This window comes from Proteus sp. fly-1089 (assembly GCF_040138965.1).
In the GTDB taxonomy this organism is placed as follows: domain Bacteria; phylum Pseudomonadota; class Gammaproteobacteria; order Enterobacterales; family Enterobacteriaceae; genus Proteus; species Proteus vulgaris_B.
The window spans coordinates 96,274-112,863 of the sequence record NZ_JBEETS010000008.1; the positions used below are offsets into that span (position 1 = coordinate 96,274).

Genomic DNA, 16,590 nt, shown 5'->3' on the forward strand with positions numbered 1-16,590 from the left:
AAATGATGTTATCGCTGTATCTCTTATCTGATAATTATGGAGTCACCAGTGCCTGAATTGCCAGAAGTCGAAACCAGTCGCCGAGGCATTGAACCTCATCTTGTAGGTAATGTGTTGCACTATGCCATTGTGCGTAATAGTAAATTACGTTGGCCCGTTTCTGAAAAAATAAAAACCTTACTCGATGAGCCTATTTTAAGTGTTAAGCGACGAGCTAAATATCTACTCATAGAACTGAATACTGGATGGATCATTATCCATTTGGGGATGTCAGGGAGTGTGCGTATTTTATTAGAGGAACAGCCTGAAGAAAAACATGATCATATCGATTTGATTTTTCGTGATGGCAAAGTATTGCGTTATACCGATCCTCGACGCTTTGGTGCATGGTTATGGTGTGAAGATTTAACAACCAGCTCAGTATTAGCCCATTTAGGGCCTGAACCCCTTTCTGATGAATTTAATGCACAATATCTATATCAACAGTCAGAAAATAAAAAAACAGCCATCAAACCATGGTTAATGGATAATAAATTAGTTGTGGGTGTCGGCAATATTTATGCTAACGAGGCACTATTTTCATCAGGTATTATGCCAGATAGAAAAGCCAATAGTTTAACGTTAGAAGAGTGTGTGGTACTAGTGACTGCGATAAAACGCGTATTAACACGCTCTATCGAACAAGGTGGGACAACACTAAAAGACTTTTTACAATCAGATGGTAAACCTGGTTATTTTGCACAAGAGCTATTTGTTTATGGGCGTAAAGATAAACCTTGTTTAATTTGTGGACATACAATTGAAAGCATTAAGCAAGGGCAACGTAGCACCTTTTTCTGCCGACATTGCCAACATGGTGAAAATGAGAGTTAAATTTTACCGAGTTTTTTTAGCATGGCGGTGGTGACTACTTCAGGTAAAAACGTAGAGACATCACCGTCATGGCGCGCCACATCTTTAATTAAAGATGAAGAGACAAAAGAAAGATTTTGAGAGGGTAGTAAAAATACGCTATCAAGATCAGGTGCAAAATGGCGGTTCATATTGGCCAGTTGCCATTCATATTCAAAGTCAGAAACGCTACGTACACCACGAATTAAAATAGTCGCTTGTTGTTGTTTGGCAAAATTAGCCATTAGTTCACTAAACCCAACCACTTCAACATTAGGTAAATGACTCGTTACCTGTTTGGCTAGATCAACACGTTCTTCGAGGGTAAACATCGGATTTTTACGGGCGCTATCAGCAATGGCTAATAAAACCGTATCAAACATACCCGCAGCACGGGTTAAAATATCAATATGGCCATAAGTGATTGGATCGAATGTTCCGGGGTAGATAGCTTTATTTTTCATTATTGATAGTCTTCTGGCTGAGTTCCCATAAAGAGGCGTATTTATTAAAGGTATACTGTGCGTTAACAAATGCCAATATCAAACCCTGTTTTCCATCTAAAAACCCCATTCTTAACAACCACGTCTTAAAAAAAGCTCCTAATGTATGACTTAAAATTGAGCTGAAACTGGCTTTTTTACCTTGTTGGTGACGCTCTTTTGCCCATTCGGTGGCATATTTTAGCTGTTTTTGCTGAAACTCCATGAGATCACGGCAAGTAAGATGTAAGAGGTCACCTTGTAAGGTTTTAACGGTTGCACCTTGGGTTTCTAATGATTCATGAACTAAATTATCGTTATATTGATAACGTTCACGAGCATATAAACGTGTCACTTTATCGGGATACCAACCACTGTGCTTCATAAAACGCCCCATAAATAAATTACGGCGAGCACAGTGATAAACCACATTTTCTTCAGGTTGTTGCAATATTGCGAGGATACTGGTTTTTAGCTCAGGAGTGACACGTTCGTCACTATCGATCATAAAAATATAATCACCAGTGGCATATTGTTGTGCTAATTGGCGCTGTTTACCAAAACCTGGCCACTCACTGTTTACAAAGACTTTTGCCCCTTTTTCTGTTGCAATACGGCAGGTATCATCTTGACTCCCCGAATCTAACACAATGATTTCATCCGCCCATTGTACAGAGTCTAAGCATTCACCAATGACATCAGCGACATTTTTACTGATCATCACCACAGAAAGGCGCTTACTCTGGCTCATTAGTGACTCCGGGGAGGAAGATAGGGGGAAAGTAAGGTGAGTAAACGCAGTAATGCCCCTTGATTTTCATGAAGTACTTCAACCGCATGACGACCATAATAACGACGATAGTCTTCATCATTAAGCAGTGAGGCGATCGCTGTTGCCATTGATTGACTGTCCGTGACAGTGATTAACCCTTCAGCTTGATCAAGCTTGGCACAGATATTTTTAAAATTAAAAGTATGAGGCCCCATAATTACAGGGATAGCGTGAGCGGCTGCTTCTAACGGGTTATGACCACCTCGCTCGACTAAACTCCCTCCCACAAAAGCTAAATCAGCAATACCATAGAGCAACATCAGTTCGCCCATAGTATCGCCAATAACCACTTGAGTTTGTGCATCGGGAACAGCATCAGTGCTACGTAATGTGTACTTTAATCCTGCTTCGCGGGTTAATTGCTCAGCTTTAGGAAAACGTTCAGGATGTCGAGGCACTAAAATTAACAAAAGTTGTGGAAATTGTGTCAGAAGCTTTTTATGTGTCTCTAAAATAATGGTCTCTTCACCTTCATGCGTGCTCGTTGCTATCCAAACAGGGCGGTGAGCTGCCCATTGGCGACGTAAAGCAACAGCTCTGGCAGCTAATTCAGGGGTAACAGAAATATCAAATTTCAGGCTGCCTGTTACATGCAAATGTGAGCGTTTAAGGCCTAATTCGATAAAGCGCTCACCATCTTCTTGGTTTTGAGCCGCGATTAAGGTGATCTTTTGGAGCATCGTTTTGACAAAATTACCTAATTTTTGATAACCAGCGGCAGAGCGTTCTGATAAACGTGCATTAGCAATAATCAACGGGATCTTTCGTTGATGCAGTTTTGAAATTAGGTTAGGCCACAATTCTGTTTCCATAATGATAACCAATTTCGGATCGACCGTTTTAAGAAAACGATTAACTGAACCTGGTAAATCATAAGGAAGATAGACATGGTAAACATCATCACCAAATGCAGAACGTACACGTTCTGAACCTGTTGGAGTCATGGTAGTGACTGTTATAGGTAAATCAGGATAGTGATGGCGAAGGGCGCGAACAAGTGGCACTGCGGCGAGAGTCTCACCCACAGATACAGAATGCAATAATATCCCTTGAGGCACGACTTTGCCTTTGCAAAAGCCATAGCGCTCTCCCCACCGTTTTCGGTAGGCGGGTGCTTTACGGCTACGTAATAAAAGACGTAACCAAATCAGAGGTTGAATAAGGTAAAGAAGTACCTGATATAAACGCAACAACATGCTATCAAATTCACTTATCTGGACGAACGCTTATAGTATCACACTGTGCAGTAGAAAGTGTGTAAAAACAAACGTTGTGGCGATAAACAACACGGTATAATGCTTTTTTATTAATTTTAACAGGCTTTATTCAGGAAACTTGATAGAATTTTTTTTATAATCAAATCACATTGCTAGTTATTCAAGTACATTTGGAATGTTATGAGTGAAAAAATGAAGTTAATACAACGGGTTCTTATTATTAAGTTACGACATCATGGTGATACTTTATTGATTACCCCTGTTATTAATACATTAAAAGCTAACTTTCCAAATGCTGAAGTGGATGTTTTAATCAATAAAGAAACCATGCCAATGATTGAGAGTTTTTCCTCCATTCACCATATCTTTGCACTAGATAAAGCATGGAAAAATGAAGGGAAGCTGGCAAGGTTACGTCATGAGTGGCAATTGTTCACTGAATTAAGAAAGAGACACTATGATGTTGTTATAAACTTAGCCGATCAATGGAATAGTGCATTAATAACGCGTTTTACGGGGGCTAAAATTCGTGTTGGATATGATATTTATAAACGTCAAAGCCCTTTTTGGAAAAAATGCTTTACTCATTTGATCCCTTTAGACTCTGTTTATACTCAACATATTGTGGAGCAAAATTTAGCGCTCTTGCAACCATTACAGCTACCTAAAATAGATAATCAAGTATCAATGGCATACAGTGAACAAGATAAACAGTGCGTTATTGATAAGCTAAAATCTCAAGGTGTATTCACATCTTATATTGTTATCCAACCGACATCTCGTTGGTTTTTTAAATGTTGGGATGAAAATAAGTGGTCTGAATTAATCGATGCCTTACAGCATGATGGACACCAAATTATTTTAACATCAGGGCCTGATGTTCGTGAAAAAGAGATGGTAGAGACCATTATTAAAGGGTGTACTTCAAACAGTGTGGTTTCATTATCAGGACAACTTTCTTTACCTCAACTTGCTGCGTTAATTGATCATGCTCGTTTATTTATTGGGGTTGATTCTGTTCCCATGCATATGGCGGCAGCACTTAAAACGCCTCTTATTGCACTCTTTGGGCCATCAAAATTATTTCATTGGTCGCCATGGGAACATATTGGCGAAGTGTTATGGGCAGGCAATTATGGTGAACTCCCTGATCCTGATGATGTCAATACCAACACACAAACGCGTTATCTCAGTTTAATACCTGTCGAAGATGTACTGAATGCCGTAAGGGGACAACTAAAATGAATTCATTCCGATTGGCTATAGTGCGTCAAAAATACCGACCTGATGGGGGAGCAGAACGATTTGTTTCTCGAGCGCTTGAGGCATTAGATAATCAAGCTGTACAACTTAATGTGATCACGCGTTCATGGATTGGTGCAGTACAACCTCAGTGGCATATTCATATTGTCAACCCAATAAAATGGGGGCGAATTAGCCGTGAAAAAGGCTTTGCTCAAGCAGCAAGACAATGTTGGCAAAAAGAAAAGTTCGATTTAGTTCAAAGTCATGAACGTATTGCAGGATGCGATATTTATCGTGCAGGAGACGGTGTTCATCACCGATGGTTATTACAACGTTCACGCGTTTTAAGCCCATTACGTAGTCAATTATTGCTTAATAGTTGTTATCACCGCTATGTAATGAAAGCTGAAAAAGAGATGTATCATTCACCAGAACTAAAACGCGTTATCTGTAATTCAGAAATGGTAAAGCGTGAAGTGATGGAAGATTTTGGTATTGAAAGTGAGCGCATTAGCGTAATTTATAATGCGATTGATAATCAGCGATTTTTCCCTGCGACTGCGCTTTATCGCGAACAATTACGCCAGCAATACCATATTCCTGTTGAAGCAAAATGTTTTATTTATGTGGGCTCTGGATTTGAGCGCAAAGGCTTAAAAGCGGCCATAGAAGCAATTAGTTGTACAAGTGCACATTTGATTGTAGTTGGACAAGATAAAGAGCAGAAAAAATATCAGCAATTTGCTCATCAATTAAAAAGTCATGATCGCGTTCATTTTCTAGGTGTGCAAAAAGACACCTTACCTTTATATCAAATGGCAGATGGTTTATTGTTACCCACTTTATATGATCCTTTTCCTAATGTTGTTTTAGAGGCAATGGCATGTGGTTTACCCGTGATCACTAGTTATACTTGTGGTGGCTCTGAATTTATTGAGCAAGGTGTTAATGGTTTTGTCACTGATGCGCTAGATATTTCGGCAATGGTAAGTGCAATAAAAACAATTTCTGCCGATAATCTTGATAATAGAATGTCTAAAGCTGCCCGAAACAAGATATTGCCTTATACGCCAGAGCATTTATCTCAACAACTGATTGGGCTTTACCAAAAGGTTCTTAGTTTATGAAGGAACATATCCTTTTTATTATTGATGGATTACCGGGTGGTGGTGCTGAAAATGTCACTATCAGGCTCTGTCATGGTTTAAGCCAGCGTGGTTATACCGTTACGTTACTCTCTTTAGCTGAAAAGTGTGATTATTCGATCCCTGCTAATATTGAGTTATTGATTGATGCAGACAGTTACCGTGGATTATTTCATCGACAAACAGAACTGAAACGTCGAGCAAAGTCGATGGATAATACGTTGAAATCACTATTTGCACGTAAAGGTATTCCATCGCTTGTTGTTTCAAATTTGCATAAGACAGATAGAATAGTCGCTTTATCTAAAGAGCTGGCAGATAAAAATACATGGTATTGCATTCATGGCATATTTTCCCAATCTTATTTAGGTAATAAAACAGGTTTTTCTCGTTGGTTAAAACAAAAAAAGATCCAAAAAGTATATCAAGGAAAAAATATTATTACGGTTTCCAATGCGGCTGGGCAGGATTTGATCGAAAATGTGGGAGTATCACCACAACAATTAAAAACAATTTATAATCCGTTTGATATTCAAGAAATTAGAAATTTAGCGTTAGAAAGTAATTCTTATCAAGGGCAAGATTATTTACTACATATTGGTCGTTTTCATGAAGTTAAACGGCATGACAGATTATTAGAAGCATTTGCGTTAGCGGATTTGCCTTGTAAATTATTTATTGCAGGACAAGGCTCTTCTGAAGTGACAACTAAAATTAAAAATAAAATAGCAGAGCTTAATTTAGAAAATAAAGTAAGTTTAATTGGTTTTTTAGCAAATCCATTTGCTGTTATTAATGATGCAAAAGCGGTTATTTTAAGCTCTGATAGCGAAGGTTTAGGCAATGTGTTGGTTGAATCTTTGATTTGTAATACACCGATTGCGAGTACCAATTGTCCCGGTGGTATTGGTGAGATTATGGAAGGTGAGCTTGCTAATTATAAAGCAGATCTAAATGTAACATCGTTAGCAGAAAAGATGCGATTGGTTTATTTTACCCCACCTAAAATCACACCTGAGATGTACCAAAAATTTGATATTAATGAAGTGATTGATCAGTATGTTGAACTTATAGTTACTAGAGTGCACCAATAATGGGAAATAAAAAATTTAGTACGCTTAGGCGATTAAATAGACAGAAAAATTATTTTTTTAAGAGGGTGAAATTTGCTATTGCCAAATTTTTTATTGATTCTATTTATCGTAAGAGTTTTTCTTTAAAAAAAGATCCTAAAGTACTTTTTTTAAGAGATGATAATAAAATTGGTGACATGGTTGTTTCAACATCAATTTTAAGACAACTAAAGAACAATGGGTATTCTGTAGATATTGTTTCTGGAAATAATAATTTTTGTGTTATTGAGTACTCTGATTTATATAATAAAAATTACACATATGAAGAAAAATTTTTTTCTATTATAAAATTAGCGCTCAGTTTAAGGAAAGAAAGTTACGATTTAATTATTGATATGGGAGAGTTACTCCCAATATCTTATTTATTATTTATAAGAATAATTGATGCTAAAAATGTTGTCGGCTTTAATAAAAATAACATTAAAACATATAATTTAAATATAAATTATGATAAGTATCAATCTCATGTTATTGAAAGGTACAAGGAAATGCTTAATGTTCTTAATGTGCCTTTTGATGAACTTAAATATGAGATTATGATCCCTAGTGTGATAGAAAATAAGATAAAAAAATTTATTAATGATCTACCATATAAAAAAACGGTAGTAATAAATCCATTTTCTGCATCTGAAAAAAGAGATATATCAAAAGAACAGCTATTATTTATAATGTCATATTTCAAAAAATATGAAGTAAATATTATCTTTATTGGACGACAGAATGATCTAGAAAATCTTCAATTCGAAAATATTGTGAGCAATCCTATTGGAGACTTTATTAGTGCATCAGCAATTATAAAATATGCTGATTTAGTAATAACACCAGATACATCTATTGTTCATGTTGCTACGGCTTTTGATAAACCTACACTTGCATTGTATGGAAATGATTATCATGGCCAATATGCAAATAATTATTTGTGGTCACCAAATAATCAAAAAGCAATTCAAATAACTCAGGACAAAATAGATAGTAAAGTCAGTGAGATATCAACAGATCTAATTAAATCTAAATTAGATATTCTTGTAGGTGAGTATTTATGTCAATAAAAAAAATAACTATAGTTGGTATTGAGTTGCAAGGTTTAGGAGGTATGGAGGTTGTTTTTAATAAATTAAATAATTTATTAAAAGAATTTTATCCTCAAGTAGAATTATCTATTGTCCTTTTGAAGGAACGAGATATTTGTATTAATGAAAATTGGTATGAAAGTTTAAATGTAAGATTTATTAATTGTAAAATTAGAAATCATAAAGTAAGAAGATTTTTATTTTCATGTAAATTAGCTAATATTTTAAGAAAAGAAAAACCAGATGTTATTATTGGATCAGATGTTATAGGGTGTTATATCGCTAATTTAGCATCTAAGTTCTCACTGAGACATATCCCAGTGTTTTCTTGGATACATACATCATTATGGATAGCATATAAAGCGATATACACTTTAAATACGCAATACCATATACCGATTAGCTCAGGTAATAAAAAATATTTACTTAGTAATAATGTACCTGAATCTCGTATTAATGTAGTTTACAATCCCGTAGATAGAACGGATAAAACGATCCCTCGTCCTCAAGGTAGAACAAAATTTCTCTATGTTGGGCGGTTATTATCCAAGGGAAGTAAAAACCTTGAATTTATGTTTCGTTCATTAAGCAAGTTAGAAGGAAACTGGGAGTTACATCTAGTTGGAGATGGAGAAGACAGAGCAGATTTACTCTCACTTGCAAAAAAGTTAAAAATTGATAAAAAAGTTATTTTTCATGGTTGGCAAAGTAATGCGTGGGATTATGTATTAAGTCATATTAAAGAAGTTACTGCATGTTTATTGACATCAACTCATGAAGGACTTCCTATGGTTTTAATTGAGGCTCAATCTTATGGAATTTACTGTATTAGCTCTGATTGTTTAACTGGACCTTCTGATATTATTAATGGAAGTAATGGGCAATTATTCCCAGTTGATGATGAATCATCATTCTTGAAAATATTAAATGATGTTGTCAATGAAAGATTAAATCTACCTAATCCTTGTGAAATGAAAAAATCTATTGAGCCATTTTATGGCGATGTATATATAAAAAATATGATGGATTTTTTTGAAATGAAGAGTAAAGAATATAATGGCTAAACCTGCATTTATTATCACATTAGATACTGAAGGCGATAATCTTTGGGAAAATGAGGGTAAGATCACCACGCAAAATACGCATTTTCTTCCTCGTTTTCAGCAACTTTGCGAACGTTTCCATTTTAAACCTGTTTGGTTAACAAATTATGAAATGGTAATGGATGAGGCGTATATTGAGTTTGCTCGTGATGTTATTGCCCGTAATACGGGTGAAATTGGTATGCATTTACATGCTTGGAATAGCCCACCATTAACACCTTTAACTGATGATGATTTACGCTATCAGCCTTATTTAATTGAATACCCCAAAGCGCAAATGCGAGATAAAATCGCATTAATGACTGATTTACTTGAAGATAAACTACAAACAAAAATGTTAAGTCATCGTGCGGGGCGTTGGGCATTTAATGAGGTTTATGCACAACTCTTGGTTGAATTTGGTTATCAAGTCGATTGCTCTGTCACGCCTAAAGTAGATTGGCGTTTTACAAAAGGTGATCCAGCACAAGTGGGCGGCACTAATTACACCCATTTTCCAAGCCATGCTTATTTTATGGATCTAGAAGATATTACCAAGTCGGGTAATTCATCATTGCTAGAGGTGCCAATGAGTATTCAATATAAGCATTCGCCTTTAATGAATAAAGTTAAGCAAGGCTACGATAAGTTAAGAGGTAAGCAACGAGCGCCTTCAGTAAATTGGCTTCGTCCTAAAGGCGGAAATGCCCAACAGATGATTGATGTTGCTGAAAAATCGTTGGCTCAAGGCCACTCTCATATTGAGTTTATGTTGCATTCATCTGAATTTATGCCGGGTGGTAGCCCTACATTCCGTACTGAACAGGAAATTGAAGGGCTATATAATGATTTAGAAACGTTATTTAGTTTCTTGTCAGACAAAGTGCAGGGAATGACGTTGGCTGAGTACTATCAAAGTAAGATGCAGGCAAAATAAGATGAAGTTAAAGAAATTAAAATGGGTACATAACTTCCTAAATATTTATAACCCACTTTTAGGAAAGATGAAAAAAACAGATGCATTTTCATCTGATATTCAATTTAATAGTATTCTTATTTTTTCTACGACAGCACTGGGGGATTTTATGTTTAATACTCCCGCGATAAGAGCTATTCGTGCACATTATCCTGATGCACATATCACATTGGTTTCCAGCGAAAAAAATAGATTATTAGTTGAAAACTATGACCAAATAGACAGTGTGGTTTATTGGGATAATAAAATTAGAAATCTACTCCCTATTGCATTACAGGCAAAAAAATATAAACCCGAATTAGCGGTTATTCTTCATTCTCATCTCCCTTATGATGTGTTATTTGCTGTTATGGCAGGTTGTCAGTATATACTACGTAATACATCAGATATTATTCCTAAATGGTTTCAAAAATGGATTATTGCTGATCATTATCCAGCAGGAGGCCATGTTATTCAGAGTAAACTTAATCTTATTCGTTATTTAGGGATCGATAGTACTGATACAAGAATGGAACTTCCGTGTGAAATAAAACCATTAACCAAAAATGAAGGGAATATTGTTGGTTTTCAGATGGGAGCATCAACGCAAGAGCGTCGATGGCCAGTAAAATATTTTGTTGAATTAGCGCAAAAGCTTATTGATAGTAAACCATCAGTACAAATTAAATTAATAGGATCTCCTCGAGAATTAGAATTGCCCGAGGATTTTTTTGCATTATTGCCAGAAAAATATCTTCACAATATTGAAAACCTAGTAGGCAAAACTTCATTACCTGATTTGCTAAGTCAGATAAAAATAATGGATGTATTAGTCACAGGAGATACTGGGCCTCTGCATTTAGCGATCACACTACAACGCCCAACAGTAAGTTTATTTGCGACAGCAAACCCTAAATGGACAGGGCCTTATCAAGATCTTCATTTGCATACCATTATCAATAAGAAACCTAACCCAGATGAGGGAATACAAGCATCAATGGATCTTATTATGGTTGATGAAGTCTTTAGTGCGGTTAATAAAGCCCTAAAAGACTAATAACTTTTAGGGCTTATAAGGCTAAATATTGAGAATATTAATAACTTGTTGTGCACTTATCTCCCCAATATCCCCGCCTTCTGCTTTTATAGCCGTTTGGGCTTTACCATAACCGCCGATTAAACCGGGATCGGTGGGGCCAAATAGGGTGATATTGGGTTTATCTAATGCGGCCGTTAAATGGCTTAATCCGGTATCGACAGACACCACACTTTTAGCACCAGCAATAACCTGAGCCACTTGGGCTAGCGACATTTTTGGCAGCACATCAACGTAGTCAAAATCTTTTGCTAGGCGAATGGCTCGTTGGTGTTCATGCTCTGCACCCCAAGGCAATTTAATGCGTACTCCAGAATCTGCGAGTAAGGCGATTAATTCTCTCCAATGGGATTCTGGCCAATGTTTCTCATCACGCGTAGTTGCATGCAAGAATACCAAATAAGGGCGTTCATCAAAGGATGGAAGTGAGAGAAAATGCTGTGCAATCCCATAATCACCCTGAGATTGTGGGATCGGATAATTTAAGCTTAGTGCAAATAGCTGGCGAATTCGCTCAACGGCATGCATTTTTTTACTGACGTCATGGCGAACGTTGTAAAAAAAGCTAGCTAATGGCTCACGGGCACATTGGCGGGAATAACCATGTTTTATTCCTTTGGCGTATCGAGTCACTAAGAATGCACTTTTCAGTAATCCTTGTGCATCAATAACGGCATCATAATGATGAGCTTGAATAGTGCGACGAAATTGTGCGCGCTCTGCGCGAATAGGCGCACTAAACCAGTTTTTTCGCCAACGGCGTATCGCCACAGGAATAACCGTATCAACGGCTTGGTGCCAGCTAGGGATCTGTGCAAAACCTTCTTCGACTACCCAATCAAAACGAATATCAGGATAAACATTTATTGCATCAGTTAATGCAGGCAACGTATGTAAAACATCCCCCATAGAAGAGGTTTTAACGATTAATACCCGCTTCACGCTGATGGCTCCGTTGACAGTAAATTTTCAAGCTCTGCAAAGACTTTTTCTGGCTGAATATCAATTAAGCTTTGGTGATAGCCTTGTTCTGCATCCCCTTTACGTACTTTGTGATAACCAGTAATTAAACGGATCACGCGCGCTTTATGTGATAACGGTGGCGTAAAATCAGGGCTACTTGGGCCATAAAGCGCTACTAACGGACGTTCTAACGCAGCAGCAATGTGCATTAAACCAGAGTCATTACTGACGACTGCTTTACAAGAGGCAATTAAATTAACCGCCTGTTCAAGACTGGTTTCGCCAGCAAGATTAAAACACGCTTCACGTGCTTCTGGCGTTAAGGTTTGTTTTATCTCTTCGCCTGCTTCTTTATCTTTTTGAGAACCAAATAAGAAGATTTGATAACCTTGCTCAATCAGTTTCTGTGCTAAAGCTGCGTAATGGTAATGAGGCCAACGTTTAGCAGGGCCAAATTCAGCGCCTGGGCAAAAACCAATAGCAGGACGCTGAGTAGATAATGAAAATTGATGCAATGTGGTAGAGATATCACTCTCGGCTACTGATAACTTAGGCCAAAGCAGAGGTTGAGGTAAATCTGTCGCTTTTTGGACTTTTTGCTTGTCATAAGCTAGCGCAACGTAGCGTTCAACCATTAAAGGAAATGCGTCTTTGTCTAAAGGTCGTAAATCATTTAATAACCCATAACGCATTTCCCCACGCCATCCAGTACGTTTAGGAATATCTGCAAAGAAAGGGACTAATGCAGACTTAAACGAGTTGGGTAATACATAAGCGTGAGTATAACCATTCTCTCTTAATTGTTTTCCTAAACGACGACGTTCACCAATGGCTAAAGCACCGTGCCCTAATGGCATTGGGATTGCATTATCAACTTCTGGCATTTTTTCGAGTAATGGACGACACCATGCAGGTGCCATTACATCAATGGTTGCCGCCGGATGTAATGCTTTCAATGTACGATAAAGACTTTGGGACATCATCATATCCCCGACCCATGACGGCCCTACCACAAAGATTTTCATAAACAGTGATTACTTACCTTGATTTAACCATTGCATATAAAGCTCTACACCTTCGGCAACTGTTTTAAAAGGTGCGGAATAACCTGCTTTACGTAAATTTGTTAGATCAGCTTGAGTAAATGCTTGGTAACGACCTTTCAATTTCTCAGGGAATTCAATATGTTCAATAGAGAGATCTTTATCTTTATGATGAGCAATAACGGCATCGGCAACAGCTTGGAATGATTCAGCTCGACCCGTACCACAGTTAAAAATACCGGATACATTATTACGCCAGAACCATAAATTAACCGCTGCCACATCGCCAACATAAATAAAGTCACGTTGGAAGGTTTCACTACCTTCGAATAATTTGGGATTTTGACCGGCATTGACTTGGTTATTTAAATGGAATGCGACACTTGCCATACCGCCTTTATGACCTTCACGTGGGCCATAAACATTAAAATAACGGAAGCCACAAATCATCGAATCTGCTTCAGGTAAAATCTGGCGTACATATTCATCAAATAAGAATTTTGAATAACCGTAGACATTTAAAGGTGCTTCATATTTTCTCTCTTCGATAAAATTATCAGTGCGACCGCCATAAGTTGCAGCAGAAGAGGCATATAAGAAAGGAATTTGGCGCTCAAGACAAAAATGAAGTAGCTCTTTAGAATATTGATAGTTGTTATCCATCATATATTTGCCATCCCACTCAGTGGTAGAAGAGCAAGCACCTTCATGGAAAACAGCATCGATATCACCAAAATCATCACCAGCAACAACACTCGCAATAAAATCTTCCTTATCCATATAATCAGTGATATTGAGATCAACTAAATTAACGAATTTGGTGCCATCTTTGAGGTTATCAACAACCAAAATATCGGTATAACCTTCATCATTTAACGCTTTAACAATATTGCTGCCGATAAAACCTGCACCGCCCGTGACGATAATCATGTGGCTACCCCTTCATATAAAAATCTTAAAATTAGCTCTAGGTCTATAATAACACTGAACAGCGTTAACGGTAGTATTCATCACGGAACAACAGACTGAAATTCTCAAAAAATGCAGTGTGTATTAGTGATCTTAATTACATAAATAACATTATTTATTTACATTTGTCGTTTTTAATAGAACAAAGGCATAGAATAAGAAACAAAGCTGACTATATTATAGTCAAAATATTTATGTTTCGCTTTTCAGCTTGCTGTCTTAGGAGAAAGTATGTCTACTCCCGCATTTTATCAACAAATTAATCAACAACTCGAACAAACTCGTCAAGATGGCCTCTTTAAAAATGAGCGCATCATCACCTCTTCACAAAGTGCTGATATCGCCGTTGCTGACGGAAGCCATGTTATTAACTTCTGTGCTAACAACTATCTAGGTTTAGCAAATCATCCCAAGCTGATTGAAGCCGCAAAAGCAGGTATGGATAGCCACGGGTTTGGTATGGCATCTGTCCGTTTTATTTGTGGTACTCAAGATTCACATAAAACATTAGAAAATAAAATTGCTGAATTTTTGGGTATGGAAGATGCCATTTTGTATTCATCTTGCTTTGATGCCAATGGTGGACTATTTGAAACACTAATGGGCCCAGAAGATGCCATTATTTCTGATGCCTTAAACCATGCGTCTATTATTGATGGTGTGCGTTTATGCAAAGCCAAACGCTATCGCTATGCCAATAACGATATGGCAGAACTGCGCATACAACTCGAAAAAGCCAAAGCAGATAATGCTCGCCATATCATGATCGCAACTGATGGTGTGTTTTCAATGGATGGCGTGATCGCCAATCTCAAATCTATTTGTGATTTAGCAGATGAATTTGGTGCATTAGTGATGGTTGATGATTCTCATGCCGTGGGTTTTGTGGGAGCGCAAGGTCGGGGAACTCATGAATATTGCGATGTAATGGGGAGAGTTGACATTATCACAGGCACTTTAGGTAAAGCGCTAGGTGGTGCCTCTGGTGGTTATACAGCGGCTCGTAAAGAAGTGGTCGAGTGGTTACGTCAACGTTCTCGCCCTTATTTATTCTCCAATTCATTAGCACCTGCCATTGTTTCAGCCTCTATTGCCGTATTAGAGATGTTGAAATCAGGTGATGAAATTCGTGATCGTTTATGGCGCAATGCCTCACTTTTCCGTGAAAAAATGAGTGCCGCAGGTTTTACATTGGCAGGTGCCGATCACGCGATTATTCCAGTGATGTTAGGTGAAGCTAAATTAGCGCAAGAATTTGCAACTCGTTTACTTGATGAAGGAATTTATGTCACAGGGTTCTTCTATCCTGTTGTACCACAAGGGCAAGCACGTATACGTACGCAAATGTCGGCTGCACATACTCCAGAGCAAATTGAACGGGCAGTGGCAGCATTTATTAAAATTGGTAAACAACTTAATGTGATTGCATAAGGCTCCCATATGAAAGCATTGTCAAAATTAAAAGCACAAGAAGGTATTTGGATGACCGATGTTCCAGTACCTGAACTTGGTCATAACGATGTGATGATCAAAATTCGTAAAACAGCGATTTGTGGCACTGATGTTCATATTTATAACTGGGACGAGTGGTCACAAAAAACAATTCCTGTGCCTATGGTCGTTGGCCATGAATATATCGGTGAGATTGTTGCGATAGGGCAAGAAGTTAAAGGCTTTAATATTGGTGATCGTGTCTCGGGTGAAGGGCATATCACTTGTGGGCATTGTCGTAATTGTCGTGGTGGTCGCACTCATTTATGCCGTAATACTATTGGTGTTGGTGTAAACCGTCCAGGCTGCTTCGCTGAATATCTGGTTATTCCAGCTTTTAATGCGTTTAAAATTCCAGACAACATTCCTGATGAATTAGCCGCTATTTTTGATCCTTTTGGTAATGCTGTACATACCGCATTATCTTTTGATTTAGTGGGTGAAGATGTGCTGGTTTCTGGCGCTGGCCCCATTGGAATTATGGCTGCTGCAATTTGTAAACATGTAGGTGCTCGCCATGTGGTGATCACTGATGTTAATGAATATCGTCTTGATCTCGCGAAAAAAATGGGTGTTACCCGAGCTGTTAATGTTAGCAAAGAAAACCTAATCGATGTTATGAAAGAATTAGGCATGACAGAAGGTTTTGATGTGGGATTAGAGATGTCTGGGGCACCTCCAGCGTTTCGTACTATGCTTAACACTATGAATCATGGTGGCCGTATTGCCCTTTTAGGTATTCCACCTTCGGATATGGCAATTGATTGGGGACAAGTTATCTTTAAGGGGCTGTTTATTAAAGGTATCTATGGTCGTGAAATGTTTGAGACGTGGTACAAAATGGCCGCGCTTATCCAGTCTGGTCTTGATCTCTCTCCGATTATTACCCACCAATTCCCAATTGATGAATTCCAAAAAGGCTTTGATATCATGCGTTCAGGTCAATCAGGTAAAGTGATTTTAGATTGGCAGTAAT

16 protein-coding genes are annotated in these 16,590 nt (G+C 37.7%); 10 read left to right on the plus strand and 6 right to left on the minus strand.

Annotated elements, in window-relative coordinates; genetic code table 11:
• The first annotated feature begins 48 nt into the window (after positions 1-48).
• On the plus strand, positions 49-873 hold the full coding sequence (gene mutM / locus ABN080_RS15905; protein ID WP_349441494.1) for a bifunctional DNA-formamidopyrimidine glycosylase/DNA-(apurinic or apyrimidinic site) lyase: 825 nt from the start codon (positions 49-51) through the stop codon (positions 871-873).
• Here the strand turns inward: mutM and coaD are convergent.
• Genes coaD through waaA form a run of 3 tightly spaced genes read right to left on the minus strand, consistent with a single transcriptional unit; the run spans position 870 to position 3,401 of the window.
• On the minus strand, positions 870-1,355 hold the full coding sequence (coaD, locus tag ABN080_RS15910; RefSeq protein ID WP_115351308.1) for a pantetheine-phosphate adenylyltransferase: 486 nt from the start codon (positions 1,353-1,355) through the stop codon (positions 870-872). The genes mutM and coaD overlap by 4 nt on opposite strands.
• A complete protein-coding gene (locus ABN080_RS15915) occupies positions 1,345-2,124 on the minus strand; it encodes a glycosyltransferase family 2 protein (protein ID WP_072070456.1) in 780 nt (259 codons plus the stop codon). Before ABN080_RS15915 ends, coaD begins: the two co-directional genes overlap by 11 nt.
• Positions 2,124-3,401, minus strand: coding sequence for a lipid IV(A) 3-deoxy-D-manno-octulosonic acid transferase (waaA, locus tag ABN080_RS15920; protein ID WP_072070455.1), 1,278 nt, complete (start codon positions 3,399-3,401; stop codon positions 2,124-2,126). Before waaA ends, ABN080_RS15915 begins: the two co-directional genes overlap by 1 nt.
• Positions 3,402-3,602: 201 nt before the next feature.
• Here waaA and rfaQ point away from each other — a divergent pair, with 201 nt between their 5' ends.
• The 7 genes from rfaQ to ABN080_RS15955 are packed head-to-tail and all read left to right on the plus strand — an operon-like array spanning position 3,603 to position 11,109.
• A complete protein-coding gene (gene rfaQ, locus ABN080_RS15925; protein ID WP_197269706.1) occupies positions 3,603-4,667 on the plus strand; it encodes a putative lipopolysaccharide heptosyltransferase III in 1,065 nt (354 codons plus the stop codon).
• Entirely contained in the window at positions 4,664-5,794 is a 1,131-nt protein-coding gene (locus ABN080_RS15930; RefSeq protein ID WP_349441495.1) for a glycosyltransferase family 4 protein, read from the plus strand. The genes rfaQ and ABN080_RS15930 overlap by 4 nt, the downstream gene beginning before the upstream one ends.
• Positions 5,791-6,906: a glycosyltransferase gene (locus tag ABN080_RS15935; RefSeq protein ID WP_349441496.1), complete on the plus strand. Its 1,116-nt coding sequence runs from the start codon at positions 5,791-5,793 to the stop codon at positions 6,904-6,906. Before ABN080_RS15930 ends, ABN080_RS15935 begins: the two co-directional genes overlap by 4 nt.
• Positions 6,906-7,994 (plus strand): glycosyltransferase family 9 protein, encoded by a 1,089-nt coding sequence (locus ABN080_RS15940; RefSeq protein WP_196554634.1) that lies wholly within the window; start codon positions 6,906-6,908, stop codon positions 7,992-7,994. The genes ABN080_RS15935 and ABN080_RS15940 overlap by 1 nt, the downstream gene beginning before the upstream one ends.
• The gene (locus tag ABN080_RS15945) at positions 7,985-9,079 is read left to right on the plus strand and encodes a glycosyltransferase (RefSeq protein WP_349441497.1); all 1,095 of its coding nucleotides are present in this window, start codon (positions 7,985-7,987) and stop codon (positions 9,077-9,079) included. Before ABN080_RS15940 ends, ABN080_RS15945 begins: the two co-directional genes overlap by 10 nt.
• Entirely contained in the window at positions 9,072-10,034 is a 963-nt protein-coding gene (locus ABN080_RS15950) for a polysaccharide deacetylase family protein (RefSeq protein ID WP_349441498.1), read from the plus strand. The genes ABN080_RS15945 and ABN080_RS15950 overlap by 8 nt, the downstream gene beginning before the upstream one ends.
• Position 10,035: 1 nt before the next feature.
• On the plus strand, positions 10,036-11,109 hold the full coding sequence (locus ABN080_RS15955) for a glycosyltransferase family 9 protein (RefSeq protein ID WP_349441499.1): 1,074 nt from the start codon (positions 10,036-10,038) through the stop codon (positions 11,107-11,109).
• A 21-nt stretch (positions 11,110-11,130) separates the two neighbouring features.
• On the opposite strand, the gene rfaC is transcribed toward ABN080_RS15955, so the two are convergent.
• Genes rfaC through rfaD form a run of 3 tightly spaced genes read right to left on the minus strand, consistent with a single transcriptional unit; the run spans position 11,131 to position 14,084 of the window.
• Positions 11,131-12,090: a lipopolysaccharide heptosyltransferase RfaC gene (rfaC, locus tag ABN080_RS15960; protein ID WP_349441501.1), complete on the minus strand. Its 960-nt coding sequence runs from the start codon at positions 12,088-12,090 to the stop codon at positions 11,131-11,133.
• Positions 12,087-13,136: an ADP-heptose--LPS heptosyltransferase RfaF gene (gene rfaF / locus ABN080_RS15965; protein WP_349441502.1), complete on the minus strand. Its 1,050-nt coding sequence runs from the start codon at positions 13,134-13,136 to the stop codon at positions 12,087-12,089. Before rfaF ends, rfaC begins: the two co-directional genes overlap by 4 nt.
• A 9-nt stretch (positions 13,137-13,145) precedes the next feature.
• On the minus strand, positions 13,146-14,084 hold the full coding sequence (rfaD, locus tag ABN080_RS15970) for an ADP-glyceromanno-heptose 6-epimerase (protein ID WP_072070447.1): 939 nt from the start codon (positions 14,082-14,084) through the stop codon (positions 13,146-13,148).
• Between the two features lie 270 nt (positions 14,085-14,354).
• Between rfaD and kbl the strand changes: the two genes are divergently transcribed.
• Together kbl and tdh are read left to right on the plus strand one after the other, a co-directional pair.
• Entirely contained in the window at positions 14,355-15,554 is a 1,200-nt protein-coding gene (gene kbl / locus ABN080_RS15975) for a glycine C-acetyltransferase (protein ID WP_349441503.1), read from the plus strand.
• Positions 15,555-15,563: 9 nt separating this feature from the next.
• The gene (gene tdh, locus ABN080_RS15980) at positions 15,564-16,589 is read left to right on the plus strand and encodes an L-threonine 3-dehydrogenase (protein WP_023583402.1); all 1,026 of its coding nucleotides are present in this window, start codon (positions 15,564-15,566) and stop codon (positions 16,587-16,589) included.
• Position 16,590 lies beyond the last annotated feature (1 nt).

Coding starts and splice junctions, on each gene's coding strand:
- coaD (WP_115351308.1), bottom strand. CDS start 1,355: ATGAAAAATAAAGCTATCTACCCCGGAACATTCGATCCAATCACTTAT.
- ABN080_RS15915 (WP_072070456.1), bottom strand. CDS start 2,124: ATGAGCCAGAGTAAGCGCCTTTCTGTGGTGATGATCAGTAAAAATGTC.
- waaA (WP_072070455.1), bottom strand. CDS start 3,401: ATGTTGTTGCGTTTATATCAGGTACTTCTTTACCTTATTCAACCTCTG.
- rfaQ (WP_197269706.1), top strand. CDS start 3,603: ATGAGTGAAAAAATGAAGTTAATACAACGGGTTCTTATTATTAAGTTA.
- ABN080_RS15930 (WP_349441495.1), top strand. CDS start 4,664: ATGAATTCATTCCGATTGGCTATAGTGCGTCAAAAATACCGACCTGAT.
- ABN080_RS15935 (WP_349441496.1), top strand. CDS start 5,791: ATGAAGGAACATATCCTTTTTATTATTGATGGATTACCGGGTGGTGGT.
- ABN080_RS15940 (WP_196554634.1), top strand. CDS start 6,906: ATGGGAAATAAAAAATTTAGTACGCTTAGGCGATTAAATAGACAGAAA.
- ABN080_RS15945 (WP_349441497.1), top strand. CDS start 7,985: ATGTCAATAAAAAAAATAACTATAGTTGGTATTGAGTTGCAAGGTTTA.
- ABN080_RS15950 (WP_349441498.1), top strand. CDS start 9,072: ATGGCTAAACCTGCATTTATTATCACATTAGATACTGAAGGCGATAAT.
- ABN080_RS15955 (WP_349441499.1), top strand. CDS start 10,036: ATGAAGTTAAAGAAATTAAAATGGGTACATAACTTCCTAAATATTTAT.
- rfaF (WP_349441502.1), bottom strand. CDS start 13,136: ATGAAAATCTTTGTGGTAGGGCCGTCATGGGTCGGGGATATGATGATG.
- rfaD (WP_072070447.1), bottom strand. CDS start 14,084: ATGATTATCGTCACGGGCGGTGCAGGTTTTATCGGCAGCAATATTGTT.
- kbl (WP_349441503.1), top strand. CDS start 14,355: ATGTCTACTCCCGCATTTTATCAACAAATTAATCAACAACTCGAACAA.
- tdh (WP_023583402.1), top strand. CDS start 15,564: ATGAAAGCATTGTCAAAATTAAAAGCACAAGAAGGTATTTGGATGACC.